Source organism: Micromonospora sp. NPDC047730, assembly GCF_043204765.1.
Taxonomy (GTDB): Bacteria; Actinomycetota; Actinomycetes; order Mycobacteriales; family Micromonosporaceae; genus Micromonospora.
On record NZ_JBIDCU010000011.1, the window covers coordinates 1 to 18333 of the forward strand.

Sequence of the window (18333 nt, forward strand, 5' to 3'; positions counted from 1 at the left end):
CGGCGTGAGCAGCAGCCGGACCGGCGAACACACCACCGGCAAAAGCCAGACCAGCAACACCAAGAACGCTCTTACGCAGGATCGTGTTCATCAGAATGCTCCATTCGGGGGTTGGCACCACACGCCGAAGGGGGGTTCAGCGAGGGTGCAAGCACCGTCCGGCGCTCAAAGAAATCGGGGGATCCGGCGTCACACGCCGGGAAGAATCAGACCGGCCCTCTGGAGACCGGGAGCGGCCCGTGTCGCGGGGCGGGGGGTTGCCCTCGCCGGGCCGGGACCATGTGTAACGACCGGCGGCCCACCATCATTCCGGGGGTCTGCACGCCAGCCCGTCGCGGCGGCGGCGTTGGTCTTGCTCGGCCGTACGCAGGGTGTAACGACCCCGACCCGGCCACGATTCCGCCCCCACGATGCCCCCGGTCACACCCCGAACCGGACCCACGGGACACTGCCACCCGACCCCTGTCGACCTGCCCTCACAGACGGGGCACAACGTGCCCCGGCAGGCAATCGAGCCTGCTGTGACGGGGGGTGGTCCCACAGACGGGGCAGCTCGACAGCGCCCACCGCACCCACCCCACCGCCCCGGTCAAGAGCGGGCCGACGGGCCGTGACCTCGCGGTGGACAGCTCGCCAACCCATCGCCGTCGCCTCCCGACGGGCGTCCCGACGGGCCTCCCCCACGGCCAATGCCGGACAACGGACAGCCAGGCACGGACGGCGCGCGACCACCGACGGGGTGTGGCCCGCCGTGCCCGGCGCAGGGATCAAGCCTGACCGCCCGGAGCCGGGCACGGCGGGCCACACCCCCACCACCACGCACCGCAACCCAACACCCCACACCACGACCATCAGCAAGCAGGAACCAGAGAACAAGCCGACGCCCGCCGGGAAACCTCCCGACGGGCGTCAGCCGTTTCGCGGTGCCCGGGCACTGCCCGGAAGGCGCTCACCGTCAGCGCGCGGCCCCCATGCCGAAGCGGTGGCGCTTGCGCCAGACCAGCGACAGCAGCAGAAGCACCGCGCCGGCGCCGACGAGGCCGCCGCCGAACTTCATCGGGGTGCTCAGGCTGTCACCCGTGACGGGCAGCGGCGCCGGGGAGTGCTTCTTCAGCACGGTCAGCGTCGCGGTCGCCACCTTCTCCGACGACTCACCGCGGGCGCGGAAGGTGTAGGTGCCGTGGTGGCGCGGCGTGTAGGTCGTGCGGAACTCGCCCTCGTCGTCGGCCGTGACCTCCCAGCTCCTCGGGTTCGGCTGCGGGGCCTGCTGGAACGAGACGGGCGCCATCGCGACCAGCTCGCCGTTGCTGCGCCGCGCCTGCTCGGTGCCCAGTACGGGGGCGGCGAGCGGCGCCGTGCTGGCGGTGATCACGACCGTCTCGCCCGGCGTCCAGCCGGTGCCGATCAGCGTGGCGGTCTGACCGACCACGACGGTCGTCGGGCTCACCGCAAGGGTCGCGGGGCCGGGCGCGTAGGGCGGTGGTTGGGTTTCGCTCGGCGCCGGCTGCGGCTGCGCCGCCCCCGCGGCGGACGGCGCGGCCACCACGGCCAGACCGACCGCGAGCGCCATGATGATGCGGGATAGCCGCATGATTGGTTCCCTCCTACTGGTCACAGCTTGGTGCGGAAACAACTTGGGTGGTCCATGGGGTGGCGGTGGGGGTCAGCCACAGTTCGGCCGTACCGACGCCGGTCTTCGCGGTGAGCACGGTGACCTCCAAGGTGCGGGAGCCTCCCGGGCCGACCTCGACGTTCGCCGTGGTCACCTGGCGGCGCCGTTCGGTGCCGCTGCCCACCGCCGTCTCGACGCCGTCGAGGTGGGTGGTGAGCACGGTCCCGCCGGCGGGGCTGTACACCGACACCAACGTGCGGGCGGTGTACGGGTCGCCGGCCAGGCCGAGGCCGAGGACCGACTTGCTGAGACCCGACTTGGGCGCCGACGAACGCAGGGTGACCCGGAGCCGGAGTTCCCGGCGGCCGTCGGTCCGGCAGTCGCCGACGGTGAGGGTCGCCGTCTGCCGGAGGTAGTAGCCGAGCTTCGCGCCGCTGCCGTCGTTGAGGAACACGCCGACCGTCGGCACGACGTCCTTCTCCGGAAGCACCCCGGCCATTCGGCTGTCGCCGATCGTCCGTTGCTCTTCGGGTCGGGCACTCCAGAACAATATCCGGCGTTCGGTGACAGCACGGTCAAATGCGGACAATAACCCCTTCGGGTCGTATTTCTTCGTGACCAGCGCGTCGAACACGGCGGCGGCGGAGGCCGCGAAGAAGGCGTCCTGCTCCTCGTTGTCCATCCGCTGGTAGCTGTCGCCGAGCACCGTCTGGACGACCTTCTCCGCGGCCAGCGGGAGCCCGCCGGGCACCATCACCGGGCCGGTGGCCTTCAGCAGGTACGACAGCACCACCGGGTCGACGGCGAGCACGCCGTCCACCGTGGTCCCCGTACGCCGGCGGAACATCTCCCGGTAGAGCGCGGCGGCGGTCGGGAAGTGCGGGGTGAGGTTGACGTCCGCCGGATAGATCCCCGGCAGGTCGGCCCAGAGGTGACGCACCTCCGCGGGCACCTTCAACGGCGGCTGGAACCGGCCCAGCGTGCTGCTGCTGCCCTGCCGCCCCATCCGGACCCGGCCGTCGTCGGCATGGATCACGGCGTACGCGCCGATCATGCCGCCGGTGGCGCGCAGCTCGGCCGGATTCTGGGACACCACGAGATAGGTGCGCGGGCCCGCGGCGCCCAGCAGGGGCGGGAGCAGCCGGGTGGCCTGGTCCGCCGCGGCGGTGAGGCCCGCCAGGCGGTCGATCTCCCCGCGCAGGTCGACGAGCGCCTGCCGGACCTGGCTCACCAGGCCGTCGGTGGGCACCGTGGCCAGGCTGCTCCGGGTGCCCTGCACGGCCGCGTTGACGGTCGCCAGTTCCGCCGAGACCGTCCGCAGCCGGGCCACGTCGAGCCGCCCACCCGCCGGCACCAGGCTGGCCAGGTCGGTGCGGAGCAGCAGCGGGAACGCCTGCCGGGCCAGGTCGTCGACGGCGACCGAGATCTGCCGCACGGCGGCCAGGTTGTCCCCGGCATACGGGGTGTGCCGGCCGAGCCACCAGCCGGGGTCGCCGGTCGCCGACCTGGCCTTGCCCGCCTGCTCCTGGAGCGCGGCCAGGGTGCGCTGCGCGCGGGCCGTGTCACCGCCGACCACCTGGGCGCTGAGCTCCCGGGCCAGCCCGGCGGCGTTGAGCAGGTGGGCGCGGGCCTGCCAGCCCCGGAAGCCCACCCAGCCGCCCGTCACCAGGAGCAGCGAACCCACCACGAGGCAGGCGAGAAGTGCCCGGCGAAGCTGCCGACGCCGCCGGGGCCGGCCCCGCCGCCGGCGCGTTCTCTGGCTCTCCGTCACACCACACGTCCCTTCGCGGAAACGGACAGAAGACCCTATTCCTCCGCCTGTTCCTAACAGGTAACGATCGTTTTCGCCGGTAGATGACGGTATTGGCCGGTACGCGAGGGTTGCTCGCGGTTCAGCGGCCGGTGGCGCGGCCGGCAGCCGCCTCGTACAGCAGGCGTTCGATCCGGTCCACGCCCGCCGGCATGGACATCTCCCGCAGGTACGCCTCCCGGCCGCGCCGGCCCATGTCCACCCGGGCGGGCGGCGGGATGGTGGCGGCCAGCCAGAACCGGTCGGCCAGGCTCGCCCAGTCCTCCGGCGGGCAGGACAGCCCGGCCCGGGCCCGCTCCACCAGTTCGGCGGTGTCGCCGCCGGCCGAGGCCACCACCGGCGCGGCGCAGGAGAACGCCGCCTGGAGCTTCGCCGGCAGGGTGCTGCGCAGCTCCGGGAGGTCGCGCAGCATGACGAGCTGATAGTCGGCGGCGGCGTACAGCTCCGGCATGTCCAGCGGAGACCGGCGTTCGACGAAGCGCACGTTGTCGGCGCGCAGTTCGGCGGCGAGCCCCCGCACCCGCCGCTCGTCCGCGCCCGAGCCCACCAGGACGAGGTCCATGGTGCGGTCCAGCGCCGCCGCCGCCCGTACCGCCGTCTCCAGGCCCTGCCGGGCGCCGATGGTCCCGGCGTGCATCACCACGCAGCGGTCGTCGCGGCGCACCAGCCGGCGCGCCGCCCCGCTGGGCCGCGCGGGCTGGAAGATCCGCTCGTCGGTCCAGTTGAGCACCACCTGCACCCGGGCCGGGTCGGCGCCGGCGGCCACGACCTTGTCCCGCAGCGACGGCGCGGAGACCGCGATCCGGTCGGCGGCACGGTAGGCCCGGGTCATCGCCGCGCCGATCCGCGCGGCCCACCGCCCGTTCCCGGCGCCGGTCGGCTCGTCCGCCGCCCAGACGTCCTGCACGTGGACGACGGTCGGCACCCGGCCCAGCAGCCGCAGCAGGCCCGCGGCGGCGAAGGCGGTCGCCGGCGGCAGGTGGACGTAGAGCGCGTCGACGTCGGCGAGGAACGGCCGACCGGTCAGCGTGGCGCTGCCGGCGAAGGAGAGGTAGCCGGCCATCCGCGTTCGCAGCGACCCGTCGCCGGCGCTGTAGCGCGGGACCCGGCGGACGGTCAGCCGCTCGCTGCGGGTCTCGTGACGCCACCGCTGTCGCCACCCCGGGTAGACGTGCCCCCCGGGATAATCGGGGAAGCCGGTCAGCACCTTCACCTCGTGTCCCCGCACCGCGAGTTCCTCGGCGAGGCTGCCCGGGATGAACGCCGGCTCGGGCGGGAAGTGGTAGGACAGGATCCCGATCCTCATCGGCGCGCCTCCGTCCGGGTCGGGCGGTTCGGCGCGGCACGGCGTGGTGGACGCGTCGATCCCGCGTACGATGCCCGCATCCCCTCCGCGTCCGGCCGGCACCGACGGCCGGCGGCCGGCGCGGCGTTGCCCGCGCGAGCACCGACGAGAGGGGTCCAGATGGTCGACCGCGTGCTGTTCGTCTGCCACGCCAACCTGTGCCGGTCCCCGATGGCCGAGTACCTCGCCCGCCGCCTGCTGGCCGGGCAGCCGGTCGTGGTCTCCAGCGCGGGCACCGACGCCGTCGACGGCCTGCCGATGCACCCGTACGCGGCGGAGGTGGCGACATGGGCCGGCGGTGACCCCACCGGCTTCCGCACCCGACGGTTGCGCGGGGAGCACCTGGTCGGGGCGACGCTGGTCCTGGCGGCCACCCGACGCCAGCGCTCGGTCTGCACCGCGCTCGCGCCGGCGGCGCTGCACCGGACGTTCACCCTGCGCCAGTTCGCCCGGCTGGCCGAGGCCGCGGACGCCGCGGATCCGGCGGACGACGCGGTCGCGGACCCGACCGACGGGCCCGTGCGGGCCGCGGTCCGGGCGGCCGCCCGCGCCCGGGGGCGGCTGCAACCCGCCACCCCCGACGCGGACGACCTGGTGGACCCGATCGGCGGGACCGCCGCCGACTTCCGACGCTGCGCCGAGGAGATCGAACGGTCCCTGCGACCCCTCGCGGCGCTCATCGGGACAGCCGGGTGAGTTCCTGCGTGCGGTCGCTGACGCCGTCGATCCGCTCCGCGTGCCGGGCGGTCTTGGCCCGGTCGGCCGGCACGTCCGCGGGCCCGCCGGCCGCCACCACCCGGTAGGCCTCGTACTGGTAGGCCTCGGCCTTGGCCACCTTGGCCATGTTCAGCACGCAGCCGAGCAGCCGGACGGAGACCGAGTGCAGGGAACGCGCGGCGGCGGCCACCTGCGTCCGTGAGGTGCGTCCCTGCTGGGAGACCAGGAGCGCGCCGTCGGCCTGCACGGCCACCACCACGCCGTCGGTGACCGCCAGCAGCGGGGCGGTGTCGATGATGACGATGTCGGCCGATTCCCGCAGGGCGAGCAGCAGGTCCGCCATCGCCTTCGAGCCGAGCAGCTCGCTGGGGTTGGGCGGCGCCGAGCCGCTCGGCAGCACCAGCAGGGACTTGTCGCCCCAGCGCTGCACCACGTCGCCGACCTGGACGTCGCCGACGAGCACGTCGGTGAGCCCGATGCCGGCGTCGAGCCCCAGGTAGTCGGCGACCTTCGGCCGGCGCAGGTCGGCGTCGACCAGCAGCACCCGCCAGCCGGCCTCGGCCAGGGCGATCGCCAGGTTGCAGGAGAGCGTGGTCTTGCCCTCGCCCTGCAGGGCGCTGGTGACCGCGATGACCCGGGCGGGCTCGTGCACGTCCACGAAGCGCAGGTTGGTGCGCAGCTTGCGGACCGCCTCGGCGCGGGCGGAGTTCGCCGCGTCGCCCACGATCAACGGCTCCGACTTCGCCGTGCTCTCGAACGGGATCTCACCGAGCAGCGGGCTGCCGGTGGTGCGCTGCAGGGCGGCGGCGTCGCGCAACCGGACGTCGGCCACCCCGCGCAGGATCGCCAGGCCCACGCCGGCGAGCAGCCCCAGCAGCGTCCCGATGACGACGTTGCGGACCGGCTGCGGCGAGACGGGGCTCGAACTGACCCGCGGCCCGCTGACCACCTCGATCTTGATGGGGCCTGCCTTGCCGTCCTGGGTCGTCTCCACCTTCTGCACCAGCTCCACGAACTTCGCGGAGAGCGCCTCGGTGACCTTCAGCGCCCGGTTCTGGTCCGTATCGGTCACCGACGCGCGCAGCAGGACGGTGCCCGTCTCGGTGGACGTGCTGACCAGACCCTGGACCTCCTCGGCGGTGAGCCCGATCGCGTTCTCGGCCACCACGCTCTGCGCCAGCCGGTCGCTGGTCAGCAGCTCCGCGTACGACTTGACGCGCTGCTGGAGGAAGAGGCCGCCCTGGTAGGCGTCCGTGACGCCCTGGCTCGGCGTGGTGACGAAGAAGGTCACCGAGGCGACGTACCGGGGCTGGGCCCGGACGGTGACGAGGGCGGTGACGCCGAGCGCGACCATGACGGTGAGGAGCACGATCCACCAGTGCCGGCGCACGAGGCGGAGTTGGCGGTACAGGTCCATCAGGCGCGCCTCCGTACCAGGCCGGTAACGCCAAAGAACTTCACGAAAACCCCCAAGGTCGACATAATCTCGTGAAACCATTAAAGCGACTCATACGACCTATGTCCTGAGTTATGCATTTTCACCCCTTGACATCTACGACCGACCCGCCAACCGACAAACGGGCGTGCGGCGTCCCGGGACGCGGGGAGAAACGAACGGGCGTGACGTCTCCGACGACGAACCGTCCCGACTCGCCGGTGGCGGCTGCGATGGATAGGGTCGGTGACGGTGTGCCGGGAAGCCTGGTCGGCAGCTGCCCCCTGCTGCCCCGACACCAAGGTGGACCTCACCCATGAGCGACCGCGCCCCGCACACCGACCCCTCCCGCCCGACCCGCCGGCTCTTCTCGCGTACGTCCTGGCCGGAGGCCCGCTTCCTGGCCGACGTGCTACGGACCGAGACGGTCGGCGGCGGTCTCCTCCTGCTCGGCGCGGTGATCGCGCTGGTCTGGGCGAACTCGCCCTGGGAGTCCGCCTACCAGACCCTCGGCGGCTGGGTGCCGTGGGCCGGCGGGGCTGCGCTGCACCTCGACCTGAGCCTCTCCGCCTGGGCGGCCGACGGCCTGCTCGCGGTCTTCTTCTTCGTGGTCGGGCTGGAACTGAAGCGGGAATTCGTCGTCGGCGAGTTGCGGGACCCGCGGCGGGCGGCCCTGCCGGTGATCGCGGCGGTCGGCGGAATGGCGCTACCGGCGCTGATCTACGTCGCGGTCAACCTGGCCGCCGGCGGCGACGGCCTGCGGGGCTGGGCCATTCCCACCGCGACGGACATCGCCTTCGCCCTGGCCGTGCTGGCCATCATCGGCTCCCACCTGCCGCAGGGCCTGCGGGCCTTCCTGCTCACCCTCGCGGTGGTCGACGACCTGCTCGCGATCACCGTCATCGCGATCTTCTACACCGACGACTTCAGCCCGCTGCCGCTGCTCGCCGCGCTCGCCCCGATCGCACTCTTCGGCCTGCTCGTGCAGCGCCGCAGGACCTGGTGGTGGGCCCTGATCCCGCTCGCGGTGGCCGCGTGGACGCTCGTGCACGCCTCCGGGGTGCACGCCACCGTGGCGGGCGTCCTGCTGGGCTTCACGGTGCCGGTCCTGGGCAGGGACGGCGACACGCACGGGCTCGCCGAGCACCTGGAGCACCGCTGGCGCCCGGTCTCCGCCGGCTTCGCCGTGCCGGTCTTCGCGTTCTTCGCGGCCGGGGTGTCGCTGCGGGGCGCCGACCTGGGCGCGATCGTCACGGACCCGATCGTGATCGGCGTCGTCGCCGGCCTGGTGGTCGGCAAGGCCGTCGGGATCTTCGGCTCGACGTTCCTGCTCGCCCGCTTCACCCGGGCCCGGCTCGACGAGGACATCACCTGGGCCGACCTGCTCGGGGTGGCGCTGCTCGCCGGGGTCGGGTTCACCGTCTCCCTGCTGATCGGCGAACTCGCGTTCGGCGCCGGCAGCGCGGCCGACGACAACGTCAAGGCGGCTGTGCTCACCGGCTCGGTGATCGCGGCGCTGCTCGCCGCGGTCGTGCTGGTCCGGCGCAACGCCGCCTACCGGCGGATCGCCGAGGCGGAGGCCGTGGACGCCGACCGCGACGGCGTGCCGGACGTCTACCAGCGCGGGGACGGCTGACCCGGACGGCCGAGGGCTGATCCGGGACGGCCGAGGGCTGATCCGGGACGGCCGAGGGCTGATCCGGGACGGCCGAGGGCTGATCCGGGACGGCTGCGGCCGGAAGCCGCGCGGAACTCCGGCGGAACGACAACCGGCCCGCCGGAGCCCGGACGGGTCAGCGGCGCCGCTCGGCCGCCCGGCGCTCCTCCTGCTCGTCGGCGAGGGCGTCACTGACCGGCTCCATCAGGTCGTCGGCCGGCACCGCCACCTCCTCCGCCCGGTCCTGCTCGTCGGCCCGCCCGCCGGCCGGCGGCTGCGGGGCGGTGGCGTCTCCGGCGAAGCCGTACTCGTTCGGCTCGTCATGCTTGCTCATGTCGGCAGTCCTCCCGCTTTCTCCGGTTTCGCCTCCTACCGCAACGGTAGGTGGTGATCCTCTTGCCCGCTGGAGGCCGCCGATAGTCGTGGCGGCGCCGCGCCGGTGAGCGCGGCCCACAGCAGCCGGCGCAGCAGGACGATCGCCGCCGCGGCCGCCAGCTCCGCCCAGCCCTGGTCGACGGCCAGCCGCAGCAGGCCGGCGGCCGTGAGCAGGTCCAGCAGTACCCGCAGCGCGCAGCGCCAGGAACGCGTGCCGACCAGCGCCGCCAGGCCGGCGAGCGTGGCCAGCGCGGTGGTGGCGGTGGCCAGGACACGGGTCACCTGGCGTGCTCCGTCTCCCCCACCTGCCGCTGCTCCTGGCGGATCTCCCGACCGAGGAAGTAGTTCAGCGCGGTCCGGATGGTGGCGATGGCCGCCAGCTGCCCGATCTGGGTGAAGGTCGGCGAGACCGCCGTACGCAGGATGTCCGCCGCGAGCTGGAACTCCAGCCCGAGGGTGAGGAACCGCCCCAGGGAGAGGCGGATCGGGGTGAACACGGCGGCGCTGCGGTGCCGCAGCCCTTCGACCACGAACCGCAGCGCCGCCCAGGCCGCGCCGACGAAGATGACCACCGCGCCGGCGACCTCCACCGCGGTGACCAGCAACTGGTAGCCGTGGCGCAGCACCTCCTCGACGCCCACCCGCTGGCCTTACCCGGCCCGCCGGGCGGTAGTCGGGGCATCAGGTGAGCTGCGCGACCGCCTCCAGGATCAGCCAGAGGCCGCAGATGGCGAAGAGCGCGGCGGCCCCGTACTTGATGGTCTTCTCCGGCAGCCTCCGGCCGAGCATCCGCCCGACCAGGATGGCCAGCGCGTCCGCCGCCACCATGCCGACCGTCGAGCCGAGCCAGGTGCCGAACCAGCCGTACTTGGTGGCGAGGGTGATGGTGGCGAGCATGGTCTTGTCGCCCAGCTCCGCCAGGAAGAACGCGACCGACACCGCCACGATGGCGGACTTGCTGGTCTTCTCGGCCTTGCGCTTCTCCTCCTCGGTGAGCGTGTCCCCGCGCAGGGTCCACGCGCCGAAACCGAGGAACGCGAGGCCCGCCACCAGCGAGATCCACTCCGTCGGGAGCGCGGCGCCGAGGCCGTAGCCGATCGCCACCGAGGCCAGGTGCACGACGGCGGTGGCGACGGTGATGCCGATCAGGACCGGTACGGGTTTGAAGCGGGTGGCGAAGGTCAGGGCCATCAGCTGGGACTTGTCGCCCAGCTCGGCGACGAAGATGACGCCGAAGCTGACCACCAGCGCGACGAGGAAACCTTCCATGACATCCTTCCGGATCACGCCGGGAGGAGGTACGGGGGCGCCCTCGACCCGGCTGCGACAGCCTGAGTCGAAGGTCTCGCCCGCCCCGATGACGAGGCCGCGTGGCCGGATGCGGAACGCACCAGTGTGTCGACCACGACATTGGGGGCTACTCCCCTTCGCGCCGCCCAGCCTAGCCGACCACCGGCGGGGCCGGGCGCCACGGGTGAAGATCGTCACGCGCCGCCGGCCGGCCGGTCCCGGTCACTCCGCGCGGGCCAGGGTGACGCCGAACAGGCCGTCCGGGTCGGTCCAGAAGTCGTGGACGCCGAAGCGGGCCGCCGCCAGCTCCGCGGCGATGCCCTCGGGCCGGAACTTCGCGGACACCTCCGTGCGCAACTCCTCGCCCTCGGCGAAGGTGACCGCCAGGTCGAGCACCCGGACCCGCATCGGCCGGAGCGCGCGCAGCCGCATCTCGATCCACTCCCGCGCCGGGTCCCAGAGCGCCACGTGGGCGAACGCCTCCGGGTCGAAGTCGGCGCCCAACTCCCGGTTGACCACCCGCAGCACGTTGCGGTTGAACTCGGCGGTGACCCCGGCCGCGTCGTCGTACGCCGGCACGACGACCGCCGGGTCCTTGACCAGATCGGTGCCGATCAGCAGCCAGTCCCCCGCCTCCAGGGCGCCCCGCATCGCGCCCAGGAACCGCGCCCGCTCGGCCGGCAGGAGGTTGCCGATGGTGCCGCCGAGGAAGAGCACCAGCCGCCGCCCGCCGGTCGGCAACCGGCCCAGGTGACGGGTGAAGTCCCCCACGATGCCGCGCACCCGCAGCCCCGGGTAGTCGGCCGCGATCTCGACGGTGGACTGGCGCAGGGCGCTGACCGACACGTCCAGCGGCACGAACGTGCCGAGGCCGCCCCGCCGGGTGAACGCGTCCAACAGCAGCCGGGTCTTCTCCGACGAGCCCGAACCGAGCTCGATCAGCGTCTTCGCGCCGGTCAGTTCGGCGATCGCGCCCGCCCGTTCGGCCAGCACGGCGCGTTCGGCCCGGGTCGGGTAGTACTCCGGCAGCCGCGTGATCTCCTCGAACAGCTCGCTGCCACGGGCGTCGTAGAACCACTTGGGCGGCAGCCACTTGGGCTCGGCCGTCAGGCCGGCGCGGACGTCCTCCCGCAGGCTGCGGCCGAGGTCCTGCTCCTCGAGGTGGATCTCCAGCGGCTCGGCGCCCATGTCTTCCCCTTCGTCGTCGGAACGTCCCTGTCGGCCGGCGGTCAGACCTCGGCGAGGGCGCGCAGACGCACCCCCGTCGCGGTCGCCTCCACCAGTTGTCCGTCCGGCACGGCCTGCCAGCCGGGGTCGTCGTCGTGCGGTTCGGACGCCAGCAGCACCGAGGCCGGGGTCGCGCGGATCGACAGCGCGTGCCCGGCCACGCTGGCCACCACGGTGTGGCCGTCGGTGAGCAGCAGGTTGAGCCGGGACCCGGGGGCCGCCACGGCCACCGCCGTCACGGTCTCGGCGATCGCGCGGGCAGGCTTCACCCCGGCCCGCAGCCGGTGCCGGACCAGCGCCCAGAGCAGCGCCGAGTCGGTGGCCGCGTCCAGGGTGAGCAGGTCACGTACGGGCAGGGTGCCGGCGAGCGGGACCATCGTGTCGGGCCAGCCCCGCACCACGCCGTTGTGGCTGAACAGCCAGGGCCCCTCGGCGAACGGGGCGGCGGCCCCGTCGAGCACCGCCATGCCGACCGTGGCGGAACGGACGGCGGCCAGCACCGCGCCGGCGGAGGTGACCGCCGCGAGCTGCGCGATCGTGGGGTCGCTCCAGATCGGCTGGGCCCGCCGGTAGCGCACCGGCTCGCCCGAGCCCGGATACCAGCCGACGCCGAAGCCGTCGGCGTTGATCGTCCCGCCGCCGCGCATGTCGCGCGGCGCCCAGGACTGCCGCACCAGGGCGTACGGCGGGTCGAACAGCAACTCCCGCAGGGTGACCGGCGGTCCCAGGTAGGCCAGGTGGCGGCACATCAGGCGGCCGTCCTCACGGCTGCGACTCCTCTGGCCGGGCGTCGCGGGCGCAGCGGAAGCCGCTGAAGATCTGCCGCCGGATCGGGTAGTCCCAGTTGCGGAAGGTGCCCCGGCAGGCGACCCGGTCGGTGCCGAACGACCCGCCCCGCAGCACCTGGTAGTCGTCGCCGAAGAAGACCTCCGAGTATTCGCGATAGGGGAACGCGGTGAAGCCCGGATGCCCCCGGAAGGTGGTGGAGGTCCACTCCCACACGTCGCCGATGAGCTGGTGCACGCCCAGCGGCGAGGCGCCCGCCGGGTAGGCGCCCACCGGGGCCGGCCACAGGTGCCGCTGCCCCAGGTTGGCGTGCTCGGCGGTGGGGTCGTCGTCACCCCACGGGTAGCGGCGGGAACGGCCGGTGGCCGGATCCCAGCGGGCCGCCTTCTCCCACTCCGCCTCGGTCGGCAACCGCTTGCCGGCCCAGGCCGCGTACGCCTGCGCCTCGTGGTGGCAGACGTGCACCACCGGCTCGTCGTCGCGGACCGGGGCCCACCGCCCGAAGCGCAGGTAGGCCCAGCCGTCGCCGTCGCGCCGCCAGTGCATCGGCGCGGACAGCCCCGCCTCCCGGCGGTGCCGCCAACCGGCTGGGCTCCACCAGCGCGGGTCGTCGTAGCCGCCGTCGGCGATGAACTCGCGGTAGCGGCCGTTGGTCACCGGCGTGGCGTCGATGACGTACGCCGGCAGGTGGACCCGGTGGGCGGGGCGCTCGTTGTCCAGCGCCCACGGGTCGGTGTCGGTGCCCATGGTGAACTCACCGGCCGGCACCAGCACCTCGCCGCCGACCCGGGTCCGCGGCTCCGGCGGCGGCGGGGCGTGCAGCACCGCCGGGCCGGCGCGGAGCTGGTGGGTGGCGAGCATCGTCTCGTCGTGCTGCTGCTCGTGCTGCACGATCATGCCGAAGGCGAAGCCGTCGGCGACCAACGGACGGTCGGTGAACGCCACCCTGTCCAGCAGGTCGAGCACCTTGTCCCGGACGGTGAGCAGGTAGGCGCGGGCCTCCTCCGGCGGCAGCAGGGGCAACGACGGGCGGTCCCGGCGGGGCTGCTTGAACGCGTCGTACAGGTCGTCGATGTCCCGCCGGACCGGCTCGCGGCCACCCACGTCCCGGACCAGCCAGAGTTCCTCCTGGTTGCCGACGTGCGCGAGGTCCCACACCAGCGGGGACATCAGCGGCGAGTGCTGCCGCACCAGGTCGGCCTCGTCGACCGCCTCGGTCAGCAGCGCCGTGCGGGCGCGGGTGCGTTCCAGCTCCGCCGCGATCCGGCTGCGCAACCGCTCCGCGCCCGGCCGCTGCGTGGTCGCTCCGGTCACGCGTGCCTCCTCCCCGCGGCGGCCCGTCGCCGCCGTACGCCTCGGTCGATGTCGTCGTGCAGGGCCGCCGGCAGGCCGAGCCGGGGCAGGGCGGTCAGGGCCAGGTCGAACAGCTCCACGGCGGCGGCGGCCAGCGCCGGGTCGCGCAGGCCGTGCCGGGCGGCGGCGCGCCAGCGGTGCGCCACCGGGCCGGCGACGGCGCGGGCCGCGTGCACGGTGCCGGGCTCGGCGAGCAGGGCGGCCACCACCGCGAGCGCGACCGCCCAGCCCCGGCCGGGCTGTGCGTCGAGGTAGCGCAGCTCCAGGTAGCCCCGGGGGCGCACCGGCGGGAACAGGGTGCTCACGTGGTAGTCGAGGTCGTCGGTGGTCGGCGGTCGGGGCAGCGCCCCGTCGACCCAGTCGGCGAAGCTGACGGCCGGCGGCGGCGTCCAGTCGGGACCGCCACCGCGTACGCAGAGCAGCGGCGCGGCGAGGACGTAGTCGGTCCAGGCGGCGACCGGGTCGACGTCGGCCCGCGCCGGCGTCCACACCGGCCGGGTGCGGGCCGGGTCGATGGCGAACCAGGCCGCCATGCGCGCGGACGCCCAGCCGGTGGCCCGGCCGGCGTGCCGGGCGGCCGTGGCGAAGGCGGCCAGCAGGGGCGGCCCGAGCGCGTGCGCCGTCGCCCAGCGGGCCGGCAGGTGCTCCGGCTCCCCGGCGTCCAGGCAGACCTGCAGGCCGGCGGTGCTGTACATCATCGTCCGGCCGGCGGCGCCACGCCGGTCGAAGACGTGCCGCATGGCGCGGTAGCGGGGGGTCTCGACCACCGCCCGGGGCGGCCGGTGGGGGTCGATGCCGCTCTGCCCGAGGACCAGCCCGGCGGTGGCGAGCAGGCCGCTCAGCTGGGCGATGTCGCCGTCGGTGGCCTGGACGAGGGTGGCGAGCGAGGTGCGGGGCACGGTGGAGATCTCCAACTGCCCGCCGGGCTCGACGGTCACGGTGCCACCGTGACGGAGCGGTGCGGCGGGGCTCGCACGGTCGAGGGTCGGGGGGCTGTGCCGCCCCAGCGCCGCCCGGAGCCGCTCGCCGTCGACGGGGCGGGCGGGGTCGGCGGCGTCGTGCACGGTCCATTCGAGTTCGACGCCGGTGTGGGTCGGCGGGCCGGTCTTGAAGCAGATCCGGGCGAGGTGACCGGCGGCTGCGGCGCGCTCCCGCAGGACGATGCTCCGGTCGAGTTCCGGCGACGTCACCACAGGACGGGCTCCCTTCCCCGCGCCGACTTCCGGACCGTGCCACCGTAGCGCCGCCCACCGTCATCGGCAGGGCGTCGGCGGCCCACCACTTCTGTTTCTAACAGACGGATTTCGCGGGGTCGGCCGGAACGAGCAGGGCAATCAGCCGGTCGCCTCCGGGGACGGTGCCGTCGTGGGCTCGGCGTTCTTCGGCTCGGCCTCGAGCGCCAGCTCCCGGCAGAAGTCGTCGACGTTCTCCCGGCCGCCCGCCGCGGTCACCACGCCGGCGTACGCGGAGCTGTCCAGCGCCTTCTCCCGCTGGGCCGGCGGCTTGGCCAGGTACGCCTGACAGAGCCCCCACATCTGCTCGGTGCGCTGCTCCGGCGGTCGTGGCCCGCCACCGCCCGGGGCGCCGGGGGTGGCGGCACCGGACGTGGGGGCGGCGGACGGGCCGCGCGAGCCGTCGGTGGGCGCGTCGGAGGGGGTGCCGCCGCTGCCGGTGGCGCCGGTCGACCCACCCTGCTCCGTACCCGTGGTGGCCGGTGCTGGCGTGGCCGGGCGCGGCGGCGGGGCCGGTTCGTCGGGGCGGTCCAGGGTGACGGCCGCGAAGGCGGCGCCCGCCGTCGCGGTGACCGCGATTCCGGCGGCCCAGGCCACGGCGCCGGCGGTGAACCGGCGTCCGCGCGGTGGCCGCGTCGCGGCGGTGGCGGCGGGCGCGGCGGCGCGGGCGGCCCGGAAGGCTGCCAGCGCGCCCTCCTCGCCGGCCAGTTCGCCGGGGCGGGCGGGGGCCGCCGCGGCCGAGAGCAGCCGGGCGAGCGACTCCGGGCCGGCGTCGGGCGAGCCGGCGCGGGCCGCGTCGAGCAGCCGGTCGGACTCGGCCCGGTCGGCGGGCCGCTCGTGCCGGCGGAAGGTCATCTGATTCCCCTCACGTCAACCGTCCGCCGGCTCGGCGTGCGGCGCCTGCCGCCGACCGGCGCGCGGACGCGGCGGGGTGGCTCCCTCGGTGTCGGCCGGCGGCTGGGACAGGTCGTAGCGTGTCATCAGGGCGGCGAGGCGGCGCAGACCCCGGTGGGCGGCGGTGCGCACGGCACCGGGCCGGCGGCCGAGCACCCGCCCGGCGGTCTCGGCGTCCAGCCCGATGACGGCGCGGAGCAGGACCGCCTCGGCCTCCCGGGGCGGCAGGGTGGCGATCAACGCCAGCGCCGCCTCGGTGCCGATGGTCTCGCCGGCCCGTTCGGCGGTGTCAGCGTCGCCGGCCAGCTCGCTGAGCGCCTGCACCGGCACCGGCAGCGACGGGCGGCGGCGTTGCCGCCGCAGGTGGTCCATGGCCCGGTTGCGGGCGATGGTCACCGTCCAGGCCCGGAACTCGCCGCCGGTGAAGCTGGGCAGGTCGCGGGAGATCTGCAGCCACGTCTCCGACGCGACGTCCTCGGCGTCGGCGCCGACCAGGGCGGTCAGGTACCGCAGCAGACCGGGTTGGAGGCTGCGGTAGAGGAAGCGGAAGCCGTCCTCGTCGCCGGCCTGCGCCGCCGCGACCGCGTCGTTCAGCTCAGCGGACACGGGACCGCCACTTCCGCTTCCCGGACGCGCCGGGGTGGCGCACGCCGACCCGGGCGTGCGCGACGCCAGCACGGTCCGGCACCCGGACCTGATCCCGCACCCTCAGCCCCCCGCTGACCTGGTCACGCCCGGGACCGCGGCGGCCCGGACGGTAGTTCTGGACTCTCGCCACGGCGGCACGGCCGGCGGCGCGGCGCCGGCGACGCCGTGGGGCGGGCCCGAGTCGGGCTAACGGTAGGAGCACCGGGCCGATCGGACAAGTCGGCCCCGGTCGGCAAAAGAGTGAGAATTATCTACCTGATCGGGTGGCGGGTCGCCGTAACGCGGCGCGCGCCCGCGACGCTGCGCCCGTGCTGGAGGGGCGTTCGTCCAGCGTACGGTGGCGACGGGCGGATCTCGTCACGGGGCGTCCCCGGACGGTCACACCATATCGGAGGCGACCGCCGGCACACAGCCCCCGACGGGGCGGCCCGCGCCGGTGGGCCGGCCCGCTCACCGCGCGCCGTTCTCCGCCGCTCTGGGTACGGTGGTGCTGTGTTGTCATCGGAGGTCGTACTCAGCGGTCGGTACCGCCTGGACGAGCGTGTCGCCACGGGCGGCATGGGCGACGTCTGGCGGGCCAAGGACCTGGTCCTCGGCCGTCAGGTCGCGGTCAAGGTCCTGCTGCCCGCCCTGGTCTCCGACCCCGATTTCATCGCCCGTTTCCGCGCCGAGGCACGGATCATGGCCGCTCTGCGGCACCCCGGCATCGTCCAGGTCTTCGACTGCGGCGAGGACGACCTGCCCGACGGCGGCCGGGCCGACTACCTGGTCATGGAGTTCGTGACCGGCCAGCCGCTGTCCAAGCGGATCGAGGCCGCCGGCCGGCTCGACGTCGGCGAGACGATGGCGATCGTGGCCCAGGTCGCGCAGGCCCTGCACGCCGCGCACCTCGGCGGGATCGTGCACCGCGACGTCAAGCCGAGCAACCTGCTGGTCCAGGAGGACGGCAGCGTGGTGCTGGTCGACTTCGGCGTGGCCCGGTCGACGAACGTCACGAGCATCACCAGCACCAACGCGGTGCCCGGCACCGCGCTCTACATGGCGCCCGAGCAGGCCGCCGGCCGGCCGGTCTCGGGGGCCACCGACATCTACGCCCTCGGTGCCGTCGCCTACTGCTGCCTGAGCGGCAGCCCGCCGTTCACCGGCGACAACCCGCTCCAGGTCGCCGTCCGGCACCTCGACGACGAGCCACCGGAGCTGCCGCACGACATCCCGGAGGCCGTTCGCGCGCTGGTCTCCCGCGCCCTGGCGAAGGATCCGGCCGACCGGTTCAGCAGCGGGGCCGCGATGGCCCAGGCCGCCCGCGCCGCGGTCTCCGACCCGTCGGCGGCGACCGCCATGGTGCCCGCCCCCGGCGTCGCCGCGCTGCGTGGCGCCGACCCGGGCACCCGCACCGACGTCCCGGTCGTGCCGGCCGCGGCCGGGCGGAAGAAGCGCCGCGGCCCCCTGGTGGGCGCGGCCGCGGCGGTGCTGGTGGCGTTGGCGGGCCTCGGCGCGGCGCTCGGCGCGACGAGGGACACCGACGCGCCCGCGGTGAACGTGCCGAAGACGACGGCGCCGGCCGCCGTGCCGAGCGCGGAGGCGCCGACCGAGCAGACGCAGAACCCGGACCGGGGTCGGCCGTTCCGGCCCGCCGGGTCCACCTCCAGCCCGTCGCCGTCGGCCACCGTGCCGCCGGAGTCGCCCCAGCCGAGCCAGACGGCCGGCCCGGAATCCCCGGGGCCGACGGGCAGCACGGATCCGACGCCGCCCGGCGGCGGCTCTTCTTCGGGCCCGCCGACGGGGCCCGCGACGCCGAGCGGCGGGCCGAGCACCCCGTCGGACGACACGAACAACCCGCCGGGTGGCGGGGGCGGCGGCGCGGCGACGGACCGTTCGGCCTGATCTCGGCACCCGTGCCGCCGCGCGCGCCGGCGGCGATCCCGCCGTTCGGGCGCTCCGGTGACGCACTG

Annotated in this window: 17 protein-coding genes; 3 read left to right on the forward strand and 14 right to left on the reverse strand. The window is 74.7% G+C overall.

Translation table 11 applies throughout. The features are described 5' to 3' along the window. Positions 1 to 955: 955 nt before the first annotated feature. From ACGF5G_RS23345 to ACGF5G_RS23355, 3 genes are all read right to left on the reverse strand, one after another. A complete protein-coding gene (locus ACGF5G_RS23345) occupies positions 956 to 1591 on the reverse strand; it encodes a hypothetical protein (RefSeq protein ID WP_393266068.1) in 636 nt (211 codons plus the stop codon). A 13-nt stretch (positions 1592 to 1604) separates the two neighbouring features. Then, entirely contained in the window at positions 1605 to 3296 is a 1692-nt protein-coding gene (locus tag ACGF5G_RS23350) for a DUF4012 domain-containing protein (RefSeq protein WP_393266071.1), read from the reverse strand. Between the two features lie 208 nt (positions 3297 to 3504). Beyond that, on the reverse strand, positions 3505 to 4728 hold the full coding sequence (locus ACGF5G_RS23355; RefSeq protein ID WP_393266074.1) for a glycosyltransferase family 4 protein: 1224 nt from the start codon (positions 4726 to 4728) through the stop codon (positions 3505 to 3507). A 159-nt stretch (positions 4729 to 4887) separates the two neighbouring features. On the opposite strand from ACGF5G_RS23355, the gene ACGF5G_RS23360 reads away from it, so the two are divergent. Then, positions 4888 to 5463, forward strand: coding sequence for a low molecular weight phosphatase family protein (locus ACGF5G_RS23360; protein ID WP_393266076.1), 576 nt, complete (start codon positions 4888 to 4890; stop codon positions 5461 to 5463). Here ACGF5G_RS23360 and ACGF5G_RS23365 read toward each other — a convergent pair. After that, positions 5444 to 6901 carry a polysaccharide biosynthesis tyrosine autokinase gene (locus tag ACGF5G_RS23365; protein WP_393266079.1) on the reverse strand — a complete coding sequence of 486 codons (1458 nt, stop codon included), beginning with the start codon at positions 6899 to 6901 and terminating at the stop codon, positions 5444 to 5446. The two genes, ACGF5G_RS23360 and ACGF5G_RS23365, sit on opposite strands and share 20 nt — an antisense overlap. 334 nt (positions 6902 to 7235) lie before the next feature. Between ACGF5G_RS23365 and nhaA the strand changes: the two genes are divergently transcribed. Beyond that, positions 7236 to 8555, forward strand: coding sequence for a Na+/H+ antiporter NhaA (nhaA, locus tag ACGF5G_RS23370; protein WP_393266082.1), 1320 nt, complete (start codon positions 7236 to 7238; stop codon positions 8553 to 8555). 157 nt (positions 8556 to 8712) lie between these two features. Here the strand turns inward: nhaA and ACGF5G_RS23375 are convergent, their stop codons facing one another. The 10 genes from ACGF5G_RS23375 to ACGF5G_RS23420 all read right to left on the reverse strand — a co-directional run bounded on the left by ACGF5G_RS23375 (position 8713) and on the right by ACGF5G_RS23420 (position 16339). Further along, positions 8713 to 8910: a hypothetical protein gene (locus tag ACGF5G_RS23375; RefSeq protein WP_393266084.1), complete on the reverse strand. Its 198-nt coding sequence runs from the start codon at positions 8908 to 8910 to the stop codon at positions 8713 to 8715. 35 nt (positions 8911 to 8945) lie between these two features. Continuing rightward, positions 8946 to 9233: a hypothetical protein gene (locus ACGF5G_RS23380; protein WP_393266086.1), complete on the reverse strand. Its 288-nt coding sequence runs from the start codon at positions 9231 to 9233 to the stop codon at positions 8946 to 8948. Beyond that, positions 9230 to 9592, reverse strand: a complete 363-nt coding sequence (locus ACGF5G_RS23385) for a DUF1622 domain-containing protein (protein WP_393266088.1) — start codon at positions 9590 to 9592, stop codon at positions 9230 to 9232. Before ACGF5G_RS23385 ends, ACGF5G_RS23380 begins: the two co-directional genes overlap by 4 nt. A 40-nt stretch (positions 9593 to 9632) precedes the next feature. Continuing rightward, on the reverse strand, positions 9633 to 10220 hold the full coding sequence (locus tag ACGF5G_RS23390; RefSeq protein WP_357699458.1) for a TMEM165/GDT1 family protein: 588 nt from the start codon (positions 10218 to 10220) through the stop codon (positions 9633 to 9635). A 243-nt stretch (positions 10221 to 10463) separates the two neighbouring features. Beyond that, complete coding sequence (gene egtD, locus ACGF5G_RS23395; protein WP_393266091.1) at positions 10464 to 11429, reverse strand: L-histidine N(alpha)-methyltransferase; 966 nt, start codon at positions 11427 to 11429, stop codon at positions 10464 to 10466. A gap of 41 nt (positions 11430 to 11470) precedes the next feature. Beyond that, on the reverse strand, positions 11471 to 12217 hold the full coding sequence (gene egtC, locus ACGF5G_RS23400; RefSeq protein ID WP_357699454.1) for an ergothioneine biosynthesis protein EgtC: 747 nt from the start codon (positions 12215 to 12217) through the stop codon (positions 11471 to 11473). A 13-nt stretch (positions 12218 to 12230) separates the two neighbouring features. After that, positions 12231 to 13568 carry an ergothioneine biosynthesis protein EgtB gene (gene egtB, locus ACGF5G_RS23405; protein WP_393266094.1) on the reverse strand — a complete coding sequence of 446 codons (1338 nt, stop codon included), beginning with the start codon at positions 13566 to 13568 and terminating at the stop codon, positions 12231 to 12233. Beyond that, positions 13565 to 14800: an ergothioneine biosynthesis glutamate--cysteine ligase EgtA gene (gene egtA, locus ACGF5G_RS23410; protein ID WP_393266097.1), complete on the reverse strand. Its 1236-nt coding sequence runs from the start codon at positions 14798 to 14800 to the stop codon at positions 13565 to 13567. Before egtA ends, egtB begins: the two co-directional genes overlap by 4 nt. Positions 14801 to 14941: 141 nt before the next feature. Further along, positions 14942 to 15694 carry a hypothetical protein gene (locus ACGF5G_RS23415; protein WP_393266099.1) on the reverse strand — a complete coding sequence of 251 codons (753 nt, stop codon included), beginning with the start codon at positions 15692 to 15694 and terminating at the stop codon, positions 14942 to 14944. A gap of 15 nt (positions 15695 to 15709) precedes the next feature. Beyond that, entirely contained in the window at positions 15710 to 16339 is a 630-nt protein-coding gene (locus tag ACGF5G_RS23420; RefSeq protein ID WP_393266101.1) for an RNA polymerase sigma factor, read from the reverse strand. 534 nt (positions 16340 to 16873) lie between these two features. On the opposite strand from ACGF5G_RS23420, the gene ACGF5G_RS23425 reads away from it, so the two are divergent. Next, positions 16874 to 18265 (forward strand): serine/threonine-protein kinase, encoded by a 1392-nt coding sequence (locus ACGF5G_RS23425; RefSeq protein ID WP_393266104.1) that lies wholly within the window; start codon positions 16874 to 16876, stop codon positions 18263 to 18265. The last annotated feature ends 68 nt before the right edge of the window (positions 18266 to 18333 follow it).

Coding starts and splice junctions, on each gene's coding strand:
- ACGF5G_RS23375 (WP_393266084.1), bottom strand. CDS start 8,910: ATGAGCAAGCATGACGAGCCGAACGAGTACGGCTTCGCCGGAGACGCC.
- egtC (WP_357699454.1), bottom strand. CDS start 12,217: ATGTGCCGCCACCTGGCCTACCTGGGACCGCCGGTCACCCTGCGGGAG.
- nhaA (WP_393266082.1), top strand. CDS start 7,236: ATGAGCGACCGCGCCCCGCACACCGACCCCTCCCGCCCGACCCGCCGG.
- ACGF5G_RS23360 (WP_393266076.1), top strand. CDS start 4,888: ATGGTCGACCGCGTGCTGTTCGTCTGCCACGCCAACCTGTGCCGGTCC.
- ACGF5G_RS23415 (WP_393266099.1), bottom strand. CDS start 15,694: ATGACCTTCCGCCGGCACGAGCGGCCCGCCGACCGGGCCGAGTCCGAC.
- ACGF5G_RS23365 (WP_393266079.1), bottom strand. CDS start 6,901: ATGGACCTGTACCGCCAACTCCGCCTCGTGCGCCGGCACTGGTGGATC.
- egtD (WP_393266091.1), bottom strand. CDS start 11,429: ATGGGCGCCGAGCCGCTGGAGATCCACCTCGAGGAGCAGGACCTCGGC.
- ACGF5G_RS23390 (WP_357699458.1), bottom strand. CDS start 10,220: ATGGAAGGTTTCCTCGTCGCGCTGGTGGTCAGCTTCGGCGTCATCTTC.
- ACGF5G_RS23355 (WP_393266074.1), bottom strand. CDS start 4,728: ATGAGGATCGGGATCCTGTCCTACCACTTCCCGCCCGAGCCGGCGTTC.
- ACGF5G_RS23345 (WP_393266068.1), bottom strand. CDS start 1,591: ATGCGGCTATCCCGCATCATCATGGCGCTCGCGGTCGGTCTGGCCGTG.